A 14,594-nucleotide genomic window follows, 5' to 3' on the forward strand; every position below is an offset into this window, starting at 1 on the left:
TACCTCCCGCGCGTCCCGCCCGGTACTTCCCGCACGTCCCGGCCCGTACCTCCCGCTCGTCGCGCCGTCACGCGCGGCGCCTATCATGCGCGCCATGCCCCGTGCCCGAGTTCGCGCCCGCCGCCGCCCCCGGGCCTCGGCCCTGGCCGCCACCTTGCTGATGACCGTGATCCCGGCCGCGCTGGTCGCCGTCGGGACCGTGCCCGCCGCGGCCGACTCCGTGGGGCTGCCCGTCGTACGGTCCGTCCTGGCGGAGGACGACACCTGCGTCTCGGTCTCCAGCGAGAAGGCCGAGGCCGAGCCCTGGACGCTGGGGGCCCTGGGCGCGTCCCGGTCCCGGCCGCTCTCCCAGGGCGCCGGTACGACGGTCGCGGTCGTGGACACCGGAGTGGCCGAGGCCGCGCCCGCGCTGTCCGGGCGGGTGACCGCGCTCGGGGCGGCCGGCGAGGACTGCGTCGGGCACGGCACCTTCGCGGCCGGTCTGATCGCGGCGACGCCCGGCGAAGGCGGTGGTCCGGCGGGGCTGGCGCCGCGGGCCAGGATCCTGGCCGTACGGGGCACGGACGAGCGCGGCGGGACGACGGCCGACCAGGTCGCCGAGGGGATACGCCAGGCGGCGGACGCGGGCGTCTCCGTCATCTACGTCGCCGTGGCGCTGGACAGCGGCAAGGCGACGCTGACGGAAGCGGTCGCGTACGCGAGCGGCAAGGACGCGCTGGTGGTGGCCCCGGTGGCGCCGGACGCGCTGGCGCGGGACACGGAGCCGGCGCCCTGGTACTGGCCCGCGGCGGCGCCCGGCGTGCTGGCCGTGACGGATTACGGCCCGGACGGCGGGCGGCCGTCCAACGCGCCGCCGGTGCGGGGCGCGGACCTGGCGGCCCCCGGCGACGCGGTGGTGAGCATCGGCCCGAAGGGCTCGGGCCACTTCATCGGCTCGGGCGCCTCGTTCGCCGCCGCGCACGTCGCGGGCGCCGCGGCACAGGTACGGGCGCGCTACCCGGAGTTGAAGGCCGCCGAGGTCGCGCGCCGGCTGACGGAGGCGGCGTACCCGGCGGCGCCGCCCCGGCTCGACCCGTACGCCGCGCTGACGGCCGTACTGACGGACGCCAAGGGCGCGACGCCCGAGCCGCAGAAGGCGGTGGTCCCGCCCCCGCCCGCGACGGCGCCGCGCACGCGCGCGCTGGTGGTGGCGTGCGCGGGCGGCGGGCTGGTGCTGCTGGTGGCGGCGGGCGCGGTGGTCATCCCGCGCGGCCGGGCCCGGAACTGGCGCCCGGCGGGCAGCTGACGCGTCCACGCGCGGGGCGGGCGCGGGAACACGGGAGCGGGGGCTCGGCCGCCGACGGCCCGGCCCCCGCTCCCGTCCGCTACGACGCGTCGTCGTCCTCCAGGATCGCCGTCTGCACCTGGGTCTGCTTGCGGCGCGTCACCCGCGTGCCCCGGCCGGGCGGCAGGTTGCGGCCCTTGACGCTGCCCATGATGAAGCCCTCCGACGGCGGGCACGACAGCAGCAGCGTCGGGGTGTTGACCTCCTGCATGCGACGCAGCATCGCTTCGCCCAGGCCCCGGCCCGCGCCCGCGGCGGAGCGGGAGACGACCATGTGCAGGCCGACCTCGTAGCCGAGGGCCAGGTGGTTCAGCAGCGGGTCGAAGGGGGCGTTCATCGGGCTGGTGCCCAGCATGTCGTAGTCGTCCACCAGGATGAACAGCCGCGGCCCGTCCCACCAGTCGCACTTGCGCATCCGGGCCGGTGTGATCTCCGGACCCGGTACGCGGGCCGCGACCGCCCGGGCGGCGCCCGCGATCAGGTCCTTCAGGGCGTCCATCGACACCGCGTGCCCGAGGCGGTACTCGTCCGGGATCGCCTCCACCAGCTCGCGGCGGTAGTCCACCACCATGATCCGGGCCTCGGCCGGGCTGTACCGGTCCATGATGGCCTTGGCGGTCAGCCGCAGCATGTTGGTCTTGCCGCTCTCCGTGTCGCCGACCACGATCATGTGCGGGGTCTCGGAGAAGTCGTGCCACACCGTGGAAAGACGCTCCTCCTCCAGACCGATGGGCATCTTGAAGTCGCCCTTGGGGGCCGGGAGTTCGGAGAGCCGGAGCTTGGCCGGCAGCATCCGGACCGGCGGGGCCGGCGGGCCCTGCCAGCTCTCCCTGACCGCCGCCACGAGTCCCGCCACCCCGTCGGACAGGTCGTCCGCCGACTCCGCGCCGTCGATCCGCGGCAGCGCGGTGAGGTAGTGCAGCTTGGCGTCCCGTGTCAGCCCGCGGCCCGGCAGCCGCGGCACGGTCGCGGCGCGCCGCATGTCGATCTCGGAGTCCATGGGGTCACCCATCCGCAGCTCCAGGTGGGTCGCCGCCTGGTCGCGGATGGACGAGGTCAGCTCCACCCAGCGGGCGGTGGTGACGATCAGGTGGATGCCGTAGTTGAGGCCGCGGGCGGCGATCGAGCCGAAGGTCTGGATGTACCGGTCGAAGTCCTGGCGCACGGTCGACCAGCCGTCGATCACCAGGAACACGTCGCCGTGCCGGTGCTCGGGGAACTCCCCGGCGGCCAGCCGGCGCCGGAAGGTCGCCATGGAGTCGATGCCGTTGTCCAGGAAGAACCGCTCGCGCTCCGCCAGCAGCGTGGTGACCTCGGAGATCGTCCGGCCGACCCGCTCGGTGTCCAGACGCGCGGCGACCCCGCTGACGTGCGGCAGGCCGGCCAGTCCGGCGAGCGTGCCACCGCCGAAGTCGAGGCAGTAGAACTGCACCTCGCGCGGGGTGTGGGTGAGCGCCAGCGCGGTCATGATGGTGCGCACCATCGTGCTCTTGCCGCTCTGCGGGCCGCCCGCGACGGCGATGTGCCCGCCCGCGCCCGAGAGGTCGACGGTCAGCAGGTCACGGAGCTGGTCGAAGGGGCGGTCGATGATGCCGATGGGGATGGTGAGCCGGCCCCGGCTCGCCGAACCGACGGTCGTCAGGCCGAGTTCGGGGTCCGGGGTGAGCGGCGGCAGCACCTGGTCGAGGGTGGCCGGGAGGTCCAGCGGCGGCAGCCACACCTGGTGGGCCGGCGGCCCGGCGGTCAGCAGCCGCTCCACGGCGACGGACAGCAGGGTGTCGCCGGTCTCCTCCGGCTCGGCGGTGGGCTCGGGCTCCGGGGCGTCGGGCAACTGGCGCGGCACGACGTAGCTGTTGGTCCACGGTACGGTCTGGCTGGCCACCCGCGCCTGGTTGGCGCTGCCCCGCCGCTGGGCGTACGGGCCGGAGACGTAAGCGGCGCGGAAGCGGGTCAGCGCCTCCACGCCCGACTTCAGGAAGCCGCTGCCGGGCTGCGACGGCAGCTGGTACGCGTCCGGCACACCGAGGACGCCGCGGCTCTCCATGGCGGAGAACGTCCGCAGACCGATCCGGTACGACAGATGGCTCTCCAGCTGGTGCATCCGGCCCTCGTCCAGGCGCTGCGAGGCGAGCAGCAGGTGCACCCCGAGGGACCGGCCGAGGCGGCCGATCATGACGAACAGCTCCATGAACTCCCGGTGCGCGGCGAGCAGCTCGCTGAACTCGTCGACGACGACGAACAGGCTGGGCATCGGTTCCAGCGGCACGCCCGAGGCGCGGGCCTTCTCGTAGTCCAGCGCCGAGGTGTAGTTGCCCGCCGACCGCAGCAGCTCCTGGCGGCGCATCAGCTCACCGTGCAGGGCGTCCTGCATCCGGGAGACGAGCGCGGCCTCACCGGCCAGGTTGGTGATGACGGCGGAGGTGTGCGGGAGTTCGTCCAGACCGAGGAAGGTGGCACCGCCCTTGAAGTCCACGAGGACGAAGTTGAGCGTCTCCGAGGAGTTCGTCAGGGCGAGCGAGAGGACGAGGGTGCGCAGCAGCTCGCTCTTGCCGGAGCCGGTGGCGCCGATCAGCATGCCGTGCGGTCCGGTGCCGCCCTGGGCGGACTCCTTGATGTCCAGCGTGACCGGTTCGCCGTCCGCGCCGACCGCGATCGGCACCTTCAGCCGGGAGGGTCCGGTGTGCTGCTGCCACAGCGTGTCCGGGTCGTGGCGGTGCAGGTCGGGAATGCCGAGCAGCGCGGTCAGTTCGACGTTCGCGGACAGCGGCTCCGACGAGTCCGATGCCGTGCCCAGGCCCATGCGGTACGGGGCGAGCCGCCGCGCGAGCGAGGCGGCGCTCGTCAGCCCGAAGGTGTCGGGCCTGCCGAGCCGGGTGGCCTGCTCCTTGCGCTCGCGGTCGGTGCGGACCAGCCCGAGGTCGTCCTCGGCGACCTCGAAGCGCAGCGTGATCCGGCCGGGCCGCCAGGTCAGCGCGCCGCTCAGGTCCAGTACGACGGTGTTGCGGAAGCCGGCGCCGTCCACGCGGTGCCCGGCCGGGACGGTGCCCCCGTCCACCACGATCACGGTGAACGGCTCCTCGCGCCCGGGGACGGCGTCCGGGTCGAACGGGGGCCGCTCCAGGAACTCGGCGCCGAGCAGGTCCTCCAGCTCACCCAGGGCTGAGACGGTCATCCGGGTCGGGCCGGCGCCGTCGGTGTCGTGCGGGTGGAGGCTGTGCGGGAGCCACTTCGTCCACTCCCAGTCCGCGCGCCGCTCGTCCGAGACGCACAGCGCGATCCACACGTCGTCCGGCGAGTGGAAGGTGGCCAGCTGGGCGACCAGGGCCCGCGCGGTGGACCGTATCCGCTCCTCGTCGCCCCGGAACAGCACCCGCGCCCAGGCCCGCAGATAGATCGCGATGGGCTGCTCGGGGACCGTCGAGTAGGCGCGGATGAAGCTGCGCAGGGCGTGCGCGCTGAGCGGTTCCAGGTCCTCGACGGGGTTGCTGGAGTTCGGGTTCAGCTTCAGGCCGAGCTTCTGCTCGCCGACCGCGATCCGGACCTCGCCGAAGTCCTCGTCGCGCGGCCGGCGTTCCCACAGCCGGGTGGTGCCCACCATCGACCACAGGGCGGCGGGCTCGGGATGGCGCCAGGCCAGGGCCCGCTGCTGGTCCACGACGGCGCCGCGCACCTTGCGCCGGATCTGGGTGAGGTAGCGCAGGTAGTCCCGGCGCTCGCCCTTCAGCTTCTGCTTGCGTTCGGCGGCCTTGCGCATGAACTGGCCGATGAACATCGCGGCGGCGCCGAGCACCATCAGGCCCAGGGCGATGTAGATGAACCCGCCGGTGCCACGGGTCATACCGGGCCGCATGAACATGAACATCATGGAGACCGACATCAACGCCATGGGGAGATATGTCCACACGGCGGAGGTGTCGGGCACCGTCTCGGGGAGGATCGGCGGTTCCTGGAGATTCAGCTCCCCGTCGGGCATCTCCGGGCCACGGCGTCGGGCCGGGCGGCGGAACAGGACCACACTCAAGGAACCGTCTCCTTACGGGGCAAGGGGGGAGAGAGCGGGCGGAACGATGACGTCGATGTCGAGGCCGACGTCGTCGCCGGGCGCCGCCCGCCGTCGCTGCCGGGCCGGGACACGACCGGCACCGGAAGACCCGGGTCGTCATGTCGCTGCGGCATGTCATGGCGGGGCCATGTCACGGTCTCGCCACAACCCGGCCCCGCCGTGTCACAGTCCTGCTACGTCACACGTCCGTCACCCGGCAGGTCGGTGCCACGCCATGTCGCGTGCCACGCACCATCCGTACCACGACGGCCTCGGCGCCGCGTCGCCGCGCCGACCTCCGTGCCGACTTCCGTGCCGACTTCCGTGCCGCGTCGCGCGGTTGCCACGCGCCCGCCCGCGCCACGTCACCGCGCCGCCGCTCCACCCTGTCGTCACGCCGCCTTCCGCACCCCGCACAGGGTGCGCCGGCGGTCACCTCGCCTTCTGTGCCACAGGCCACATCGTCCACAGCAGGCGGCTGATACTACGATCGTCGCGCCGACCGTCGAAAACCGGCCCTGTCCCGAGGCTTTGGAACGCGTCCAACGAGTGAGATGCCCGGCGGTGCGTCAACCCGCGTCCCCCTGCCCGTTCTCAGCAGTAACCCGGAGAAGCGTGAGCCATTCCGATGAGTGACACTCAGGTGGCCGAGCTGTGCCGTCTGACGGTACGAGCCCCTGCCAAGAGCATCGATCTCGCCGTGCCCGCCGACGTCCCCGTGGCGGACCTGCTGCCGGCGGTGCTCGGCTACGCCGGCGACAACCTCGAAGAAACCGGCATCGACCACGGCGGCTGGGTGCTCCAGCGGCTCGGCGGCGAACCACTCGACGAGGAACGCACCCTCGACTCGTACGGTCTGCGCGACGGCGACACCCTCTACCTCAGACCCCGCACCGAAGCCCTGCCCGAGGTGCACATCGACGACCTGGTCGACGGCATCTCCACCACGATGCGGGACCACCCCTACGGCTGGACCCCGAAGGTCAGCCGCTGGGTGCTGCTCGGCATCGCGGTCGCCGTGCTCATCGGCGGCATGGTGGTGATCGCCTGGCCCGGCGGCTCCGCGCTGCCCCGGGCCGTGTTCGCCGCCGCGACCGGCCTGCTGCTGCTCGCCGGCGCGGGCGCGGCGAGCCGGGCGGTCGGGGACGCCGGCGCCGGAGCCGCGCTGGGCTTCATGGTGGCGCCCTACCTGGCGCTGGCCGGCTGGCTGCTGCCGGGCGGCGCGCTCAGCGGGCCGCACGCCTACGAGACGCTGGGCGCGCGGCTGCTCGCCGCCAGCGCCGCCGCGGCGGGCGGGGCGGTGCTCGCGCTCGCCATCGTGGCCGCGTTCGCCGCGCTCTTCCTGGGCATCGCGGTCGTCTCGGTGTTCGGCGCACTCGCCGCCGTCCTGCTCATCACGACGGACCTGGCGCCCGTGCACACCGCCGGGATCATCGCGGTCCTGGCGGTGGTCCTCGGCGCGTTCGTGCCCTCGCTGGCCTTCCGGATGTCCGGGATGCGGATGCCGCCCCTGCCGACCAACGCCCAGCAGTTGCAGGAGGGCATCGAGCCGCACGCCACCTCCGTGGTCTCGGCCCGCGCCATCCTCGCCGACGGCTGGATGACCTCGCTGTACGGGGCGGTGGGCCTCGTCGGCGCCGGATGCGTCGTCGTGCTGGGCCGGGAGCGCGAACTCTCCGACATCATCATGACGGTGGCACTTTCGCTGCTGCTCATCCTGCACGCGCGCGGACTGGGCAACATCTGGCAGCGCATGTCCCTGGTGGTCCCCGGTGTGGCCGGGCTGATCCTGCTGGTGCTGGTCGCCGCCCCGGCCGCGGCGCCCGGCATCCGGCTGGTGACGGCCGCGGGTCTGCTCGCGGCCACGGCGGCCGTCGCGATCGCCGCCTGGACCGTCCCCGGCCGGCGGCTCGTGCCGTACTGGGGCCGTGCGGGCGAACTGCTGCACTCGGCGCTGGCGGTCAGCATGCTGCCGCTCGCGCTGTGGGTGCTCGGCGTGTACGGCGCCCTGCGGTCCATCAACGGCTGACCGGAAGGAAGACACGCTGCCATGCAGTCCAAACGCGATCAGGTCCAGGCGCACATGTTCGTCATGGGGCGGCTGACCTCGGGCATGCTGCGCGCGGATCCGGACGCCCCGGAGAGCCCGCAGGGCCGGACCAACCGGGGGGTGGTGATCGGCATCGTGATCGCCGTCCTGCTGTCGGCCGGGTCCTTCGTCCTCGGTCTGCTCAAGCCCGGCACCAAGGACTCCTGGCGTACGGCCGGCGCCCTTGTCGTGAACAAGGACACCGGCTCCCGCTACCTCTACCTCGACGGCCGGCTGCGGCCGGTGCGCAACTACGCCTCCGCGCGGCTGCTCGGGGGCGCCGACCTGAAGGCGACGTCGGTCGGCACCGGCTCCCTGAGCGGTACGCCGCACGGGGCGCCCGTCGGCATCAGCGGCGCCCCGGACGCGCTGCCCGCGAGCGGGGACCTGGACACCGGTCCGTGGCAGGTCTGTTCGGGCAGTGACACGGACGCGACCGCCACCACCGTCGCGGTGAGCGTGCCGGCCGACGCCGCCGGTCTGCCCACCGACGAGGGGATGCTGGTGACGGGTCCCGACAAGGCCGGCTATCTGGTGTGGCGGGGCAGCAAACTCCGGCTCGACGAGGACAGCCGCGCCCGCGAGGCCCTCGGCTACGGCTCCACCCCCCGGCTCCCCGTCTCGGCTGCGTTCCTGAACGCCCTGCCGACAGGCCCCGACCTGCGCTCGCCCGACGTGCCGGGCAAGGGGCAGGACGGGCCGTCGCTGGGCGGACGCGAGTCCCGGATCGGCGAGGTGTTCCGGGTCACCGTGCCGGGCTCCGCCGAGCGTTACTACCTGCTGCGCAAGGAGGGCCTGGCCCCTCTCACCGCGACCGGCGCCGCGCTCGTGCTCGGTGACCCGGAGACCCGCGAGAAGGTGTACGGGGGCGGCGCCGCGAAGGTGACCGCCCTGGGCGCCGACGTGCTGAGCGGTCATCTCGCCCCGGGCGCGGGCGAGACGGCGGAGGACCCGGACCTGCCCTCGACGCCGCCGGAGGCGGTGGCCCTCGGCGAGGACCGTACCGTCTGCGTCCGGGTCGAGCCGGGCGAGCGCGGGCCGCGGATCAGCGTGGCGCTGACCGCGACGGGTACCTTGGGCCCTGCCGCGCAGGCGCCGCCGGAGGGGCTCACCCCGGCCTGTATGCCGGTCGGCACGATCACCGTACGGCCGGGCGGCGGGTCCCTGGTGCGCGCGCTCGGGGCGAGCGGGAGCAAGGTCGGCGCCACCGTCTACCTGGTGACCGACACCGGGATGAAGTACCGGGTGGGGACGGCCGAGGCGCTCACCTCGCTCGGCTACTCGGAGGGTCAGGCGCGCGGACTGCCCGCGCCGCTGCTGGCGATGCTGCCGACCGGCCCCGACCTGACGAAGGAGTCCGCCGCCCTGGGCAGGACCGCGACCACGACTCCGCGCTGCGACCGGAAATGAGCCCCCGCGAACGAGGTCCCGGACGGCCGCACCGCGGACGCGTCGCACCCACCGTGACGGCGGCACAACACACCGCGCACACCGCGGTGGTGGGCGAAACACACCGCACAGTGACGTGCGGCGAACACACCGTGGCGGGAGGTCGGGTGAACATTGTGTGACACGGGAGAAAGCGACCGTGTCACCGCAACGGGACGTGATGTCGGGGCGTCCTAGGACAAGAAAGCGCAAGGGTGTAGAAGTACAAGGGGCTCAGCTGACGGCCAGGTCGAATCCCCGCCCGCGAAACACCGGAAACACCGGTTCGGAGCGGAAAGGTGACTCAGGCCATTGAACCGTCAACTCTCTTTTCCTTAGGCTCCGTTTGTCCACACCATCCGGACGCCGGTCCTCCGGCCGCGTCCGAACACGCAGCGCGCCGCCCGGATCCGACAGTCGGGGGCGCGACATTCCAGGAGGCACAGGCACATGGCAGGTACAGGCGGACAGCAGTCACTGGCATCGGCGACACAGAATGGTGTCAGCGCTCTGGAAATGGCCTTCAGCGGCGTCCAGAACAGCCGTCAGGACGTCGAGAACATGAAGCACAACCTGTCCTCCGGGTACGCGGGTAGTGACGGTGGCGCGTTCCAGAACCTGCTCGACCGGTGGGACGCGCAGGCGGAGATCATCTCCAGCAACCTCCGCGACATGATCGGGACGCTGGAGGAGACCATGCGCGCGCAGGGCATCCAGCAGTCCACGGCGAACGAGTCCATCCAGCAGGCGTACAACCGCTCGGAGGAGATCTTCAACGCGCTGGCGGGCTCCACCGCCGGTCGCTGACGCCCCCTCCCGCCCCGGGAGTTGTGACCGGCTCCCGGGCATGGCACGACACCTTCCCTGAACCACCCGCCGCGAGACGAGGACGACCATGACCCCCCCGCTTGACTTCACCGACGGCCAGATCTACGTCGACTACTCCCACATGCAGAACGCCGCCGACGACATGGTCCAGCAGACCAAGTCGATCGACAGCATCCTCACCAACCTGGAAGCGGAGCTCCAGGAGCTCCAGCAGACCTGGGAAGGTGACGACAAGGCGGTGTACGCGGAGAAGCAGGCGTCCTGGAACAACGCCGTCGAGGAGATGAAGCGCATCCTCGCCGAGAACTCGGCCCTGCTGAACGACGTCTCCGACAGCTACCAGTACAGCGAGAAGTCCCTGACGTCGCTGTGGGAGAGCGTGCGCATCGGCAGCTGACCGCGGGCGACACACCCTTGGTTTCTTCGGGCGGCCGTCCGCGTGTGCGTCACGCGAGCGGCCGCCCGCTGTCGTGAGGGCGGCGCTTCACCGCCCGCCGTCCGCCCGGACCGCCGGCGTCGCGCGCCGCAGACCGCCCTGAATCCGGCGGACCCCTATGGAAACAGGAGAAGTACGGAATGGCTGAAAATTCCCCCACGGTCAACCTCAACAAGGCCTGGCTGCAGAGCTTCCTCGACAACGACGTCGTTCCGTTCCTCGCCGCGGTCAAGAAGATCAGGGAGGACGGGAACTCCCCGGCCGGGGTGCTCGTACCGGCGATCCCCAACCTCCAGGGCGGGGAGGACGGGTCGAACAAGGCGCCGGGCTTCTACGACGGGCAGAAGGTGCCGCTCGCCATCGGGACGATGGCGGGCGACAAGGACGGGCGCACCAACGGTGGTTACCTGGTGAAGTCCCTGAACGCGATGGTGGATCAGCTCGACGAGATCCTCAAGCTCCAGGTCGAGCTCTTTGAGGAGATCGAGGACAACCTTGAGGACACCATCGAGGAGATGTTCGAGACCCAGGAGGACAACCTGGAGAAGATCGACGGGAAGAAGCTCGTCAACTTCTTCGAGGGTGTGGACGACGTGCTCTCCGACATGGGTGGCGGCTCGAAGAAGAGCGGCAGTGAGGACGAGTGAGCCCGTGCGGCTGCCGGTCCGCACGCGCCGGTCGAGGTCTCCGCGCGGGGGCGTCGTGACCATGTGACCGTGCCGCCGTGCGGCAGCGTCCCCCGGCCCGTTCTCCCCCCATCATCCGCCCTGACCGAAAAGGCATCCTGGCATGGCGCTCGACTCCAGCAAGATCACAAGCGAACTCACCAGCACCAATGACAAATGGGCTGAGGCGATCGGTTTCTTCACGGGATACAAGGCGCCGGCCAGGAGCGACATCTTCGACACCCTGGTCGGCAACGAGGGTATTCCGCTGATGAAGGTGGAGATATCCGACGTGGGCTATGTCGACTACGTCGACACCGATGACATGAGCTGGCTGGCGGACAACGCCGGGTACAAGATCGAGAACACCGACTTCGTCATCCCCTTCTACTACACGTCGGGCGGCGAGGGCTCCGATGTGACGATGCACAAGGCCCGTATCTCGATGCTCGGCAACACGGGTGACGGAAAGACCCCGATGCAGGGGTATTACGAGGGCGGGCAGTTCTCCAGCCACATCAGCGGCCACCTGGGGATGGACGGCAAGCCCACCTGGGACTCGACGCCGCTCACCCAGTACGCCTTCGGCACCGGACTGGCTCTGGAGGAGCTGCGCAACAAGGAGGACATCGGCACCTACGGCTTCGGCTGGAGCGGCAAGGACGTGGCGGACGGGGATTCCGTCACCCTCGGCAACTTCGATGTGGTGGCCGGCGCCTTCGACCGCGTCGCCCAGTTCTTCGCCACCCAGCAGAAGGTGGTGGAGGAGTGGCAGTCCAGGGTCGGCAAGGAGAAGAACGACGCCTGGCGGGGCAAGGCGGCGGGCGTCTTCTGGGACCTCGTCAAAAAGGTGAACAAGCAGTACTCGGACTATGCCGAGGACATGACGTCGGCCAGCGGGTATTCGAAGCAGGGCAATGAGATAAGGCAGGCGAAAAAGGACTTCAAAGAGGCCGTGGTCGATCTCCACAACGCGTGGATGAACTGGGAGTGGCGGTACGGGAATCCGCTGATCCTGCTGCACCAGCTGCTGTCCGCGGTGATGAAACATGTGTGGGACCACAACATTACGAAGATCACCTATGAGATCGACGGGGCCGGGGAGTACTACTACACGAACTACATCGCGGAACCCGGCTTCGACAACAAGGCGGCCTTCGGCGAGATCAAGGCGTACGACGGGGAACTCGTCGTCGCGGCCGGCGAATTCGGTGATCTCAAGGATCTCGGCACCTGGCTGAAGGTCGGCAACAAGGCTGTCGAGATGTGGCAGCAGACCGTCGTGGAGCAGCTCGACGCGGCCGCGATCTCGGCCATGGAGAAGGTACGGAACAGCTGGAGCAACAGCAGCTTCGACCTGGGGTCCGTGAAGTCCCGGGGCGGCAGCACCCTCGACCAGGATTACAAGGAGGACAAGGCCGACGTCGCCGCCGACGAGGCGAAGGACAAGGAGGACAAGGCCAACGCCGCCGCCGAGGAGGCCGCCAAGAAGCAGGACGCGTTCATCCAGTGGCAGAAGGACCAGGCCGCCAAGGCTGAGGCGCTGCGGCTGAAGGAGAAGGAAGAGGCGGAGCGCAAGGAGCGGGAGGCCAAGGCCGAAGCCGAACGCAAGGAGAAGGAGGCCAAGGAAGAGGCGGACCGCAGGGAGCGGGAGGCCGAGGCCAAGGAGGCCGCTGCCAAGGCCGAGCAGGAGGCGAAGGAGAAGGCGGCCGAGGCCAAGGCCGAGGAGAAGGAGAAGGAGCAGGAGGCCAAGGCGGCGGAGGCCAAGGCCGAGGCGGAGGCCAAGCAGGCCGAGCAGGAGGCGAAGCAGGAGGCGAAGGAGAAGGAGGCCGAGGCCAAGCAGGCGGAGCAGGAGGCCAAGGCGGAGGCCAAGCAGGCCGAACAGGAGGCCAAGCAGGAACAGGTCCGCAAGGACCAGGAGGCCAAGCAGGCCGAGGCTCAGGCCCGTTCGGAGAACATGCAGCTGTTCCAGATGAGGCAGGCCAAGACCCAGCAGGAGGAGGCGAAGAAGGAGCAGGAGGCCAAGGAGGCCGCGGCCAAGGCCGAGCAGGAGGCCAAGCAGCAGGAGGCCGAGCGGAAGCAGGCCGAGCAGGAGGCCAAGGCGGAGGCCAAGCAGGCCGAACAGGAGGCGAAGCAGGAGGCCAAGGAGCAGGAGGCGAAGGCCCAGCAGGAGGCGGCGAAGAAGGAGGCCGAGGCCAAGCAGGCCGAGCAGGAGGCCAAGCAGGACCGCATCCGTACCGAGCAGGAGGACCGCCAGGAGCAGCAGCAGGCCGAGCAGGAGAAGAAGCAGGCCGAGCAGCAGGCCAAGGCGGAGGCCAAGCAGGCGGAGCAGGAGGCCAAGCAGGAGGCCAAGGAGAAGGAGGCCCAGCAGAAGCAGGCCGAGCAGCAGGCCGAGCAGGAGAAGAAGCAGGCCGAGCAGGAGGCCAAGGCGGAGGCCAGGCAGGCCGAGCAGGAGGCCAAGCAGGACCAGATCCGCAAGGATCAGGAGGCCAAGGAGGAGCAGTACCGGTCCGAGCAGGAGCAGCGGCAGAAGGAGGCCGAGGCCAAGCAGGACCAGGTCCGGCAGGAGCAGGAGAAGAAGCAGGCCGAGGCGCAGACCGCTTACGACAACACCCGCCGCGAGGCCCTGAACGCCGGCGATCTGCCCGACCTGTCGTCCACCCGCATCTCCGGCCCCGTCAACGACGGCGTCCTGGACATCCCCGGCGGCGGCGAGTCGCGCATCGACTCCAGCGGCCGGGTGATCACCGACTTCCCGGACGGCTCCACCACCGTGATCGACCCGGTCACCCACTCCTCGACCGTGACCGGCCCCGACGGTACGACCCTCTCCGGCCCGCTCAACACCGGTGACCTGCTGTCCAACCCCGGCGGCAGCATCACGCACCTGGACTCCGGCGGCAACGTGGTCACGGAGTTCCCGGACGGCTCCACCCAGACGATCAACCCGGACACCGGCACCACCACGATCACCCGGCCGGACGGCTCGACCAGCTCCGGCTACCTCGACGACTCCAACCCGTCCTCCTTCGGCTCCGGCCAGCTCAACAGCGGCTCGCTCGACTACACGCCTCCGTCGTACGACTACCCCTCCTACGAGGAGGAGCTGTTCGACGAGAACCCCTACGAGTCCCCCCTGGCCGGCACCGGTGCGTCCGCCGACGCTGCCACCCCGAGCCACAACCGCCCGTTCCTGAACAGCGGACCCTTCCCCGGCGCCGACGGCGTGGCCGCCTCGGCAGGCTCCGGCGCGACCGCGGACGGCTCGGCGACGGGCTCCGGCACCGGCGGCGGCATGGGTGGCGGTATGGGCGGCGGTATGGGTGGCGGCATGGGCGGTATGGGCGGCGGCAAGGGCGGCGGCCAGTCGGACTCCGGCGAGCGCGTCCGTAACGTCATCGACGGCGAGGTGGTCAACAACCGCCGTCCACGGCGCGGCGCCGGCACTCCCGTCAGGAACGGCCGGTACGCGGACGACGAGGTGCGCGTGGCGGCCGGCGGTCCCACCGCGGGCGGTACCCCCTTCCTCCCGCCGATGGCCGGTGGCGGTGGCGGCGGTGGCGGCCAGCAGACCCAGACCCAGAGCGGTGACCGCGCCCGTGACTCGTGGGTCCCGGAGGACGAGGACGTGTGGGGCACGGACGAGGGCGGCGCGCCCGCGGTGATCGGGCGGTGACCGGTACGGGGGCGGCCCTCGGGCCGCCCCCGGCACCGGATACACGCGTGAGGTTTCGTAGGTCGCGAACGTGTACGGCAGAATCCCGTACCAGCAGGTGGAGAGG

8 protein-coding genes are annotated in these 14,594 nt (G+C 71.1%); 7 read left to right on the top strand and 1 reads right to left on the bottom strand.

Features of this window, described 5'->3' with window-relative positions; all coding sequences use genetic code 11:
- Nucleotides 1-85 precede the first annotated feature (85 nt).
- Nucleotides 86-1,285 (top strand): S8 family serine peptidase, encoded by a 1,200-nt coding sequence (locus tag ACFY6S_RS23455; RefSeq protein ID WP_388824782.1) that lies wholly within the window; start codon nt 86-88, stop codon nt 1,283-1,285.
- A 79-nt stretch (nt 1,286-1,364) separates the two neighbouring features.
- Here ACFY6S_RS23455 and eccCa read toward each other — a convergent pair whose 3' ends face one another.
- Nucleotides 1,365-5,339: a type VII secretion protein EccCa gene (gene eccCa, locus ACFY6S_RS23460; RefSeq protein ID WP_388824897.1), complete on the bottom strand. Its 3,975-nt coding sequence runs from the start codon at nt 5,337-5,339 to the stop codon at nt 1,365-1,367.
- A 655-nt stretch (nt 5,340-5,994) separates the two neighbouring features.
- Here eccCa and eccD point away from each other — a divergent pair.
- From eccD to ACFY6S_RS23490, 6 genes are all read left to right on the top strand, one after another.
- A complete protein-coding gene (eccD, locus tag ACFY6S_RS23465; RefSeq protein ID WP_388824785.1) occupies nt 5,995-7,395 on the top strand; it encodes a type VII secretion integral membrane protein EccD in 1,401 nt (466 codons plus the stop codon).
- A gap of 21 nt (nt 7,396-7,416) precedes the next feature.
- Nucleotides 7,417-8,865, top strand: coding sequence for a type VII secretion protein EccB (gene eccB, locus ACFY6S_RS23470; RefSeq protein ID WP_388824788.1), 1,449 nt, complete (start codon nt 7,417-7,419; stop codon nt 8,863-8,865).
- A gap of 468 nt (nt 8,866-9,333) precedes the next feature.
- Nucleotides 9,334-9,690, top strand: coding sequence for a hypothetical protein (locus ACFY6S_RS23475; RefSeq protein ID WP_388824791.1), 357 nt, complete (start codon nt 9,334-9,336; stop codon nt 9,688-9,690).
- An 88-nt stretch (nt 9,691-9,778) separates the two neighbouring features.
- Nucleotides 9,779-10,108, top strand: a complete 330-nt coding sequence (locus ACFY6S_RS23480) for a WXG100 family type VII secretion target (protein WP_388824794.1) — start codon at nt 9,779-9,781, stop codon at nt 10,106-10,108.
- Between the two features lie 179 nt (nt 10,109-10,287).
- Entirely contained in the window at nt 10,288-10,794 is a 507-nt protein-coding gene (locus ACFY6S_RS23485; RefSeq protein WP_388824797.1) for a type VII secretion system-associated protein, read from the top strand.
- Nucleotides 10,795-10,936: 142 nt separating this feature from the next.
- Nucleotides 10,937-14,488, top strand: coding sequence for an AAWKG family protein (locus ACFY6S_RS23490; protein ID WP_388824801.1), 3,552 nt, complete (start codon nt 10,937-10,939; stop codon nt 14,486-14,488).
- Nucleotides 14,489-14,594: the final 106 nt, after the last annotated feature.

Source organism: Streptomyces sp. NPDC012835, assembly GCF_042900885.1.
In the GTDB taxonomy this organism is placed as follows: Bacteria; Actinomycetota; Actinomycetes; order Streptomycetales; family Streptomycetaceae; genus Streptomyces.

What these genes read in the sequence shown, in the direction of transcription:
- ACFY6S_RS23455 (WP_388824782.1), top strand. Translation starts at nt 86, where the DNA reads ATGCGCGCCATGCCCCGTGCCCGAGTTCGCGCCCGCCGCCGCCCCCGG.
- eccD (WP_388824785.1), top strand. Translation starts at nt 5,995, where the DNA reads ATGAGTGACACTCAGGTGGCCGAGCTGTGCCGTCTGACGGTACGAGCC.
- eccB (WP_388824788.1), top strand. Translation starts at nt 7,417, where the DNA reads ATGCAGTCCAAACGCGATCAGGTCCAGGCGCACATGTTCGTCATGGGG.
- ACFY6S_RS23475 (WP_388824791.1), top strand. Translation starts at nt 9,334, where the DNA reads ATGGCAGGTACAGGCGGACAGCAGTCACTGGCATCGGCGACACAGAAT.
- ACFY6S_RS23480 (WP_388824794.1), top strand. Translation starts at nt 9,779, where the DNA reads ATGACCCCCCCGCTTGACTTCACCGACGGCCAGATCTACGTCGACTAC.
- ACFY6S_RS23485 (WP_388824797.1), top strand. Translation starts at nt 10,288, where the DNA reads ATGGCTGAAAATTCCCCCACGGTCAACCTCAACAAGGCCTGGCTGCAG.
- ACFY6S_RS23490 (WP_388824801.1), top strand. Translation starts at nt 10,937, where the DNA reads ATGGCGCTCGACTCCAGCAAGATCACAAGCGAACTCACCAGCACCAAT.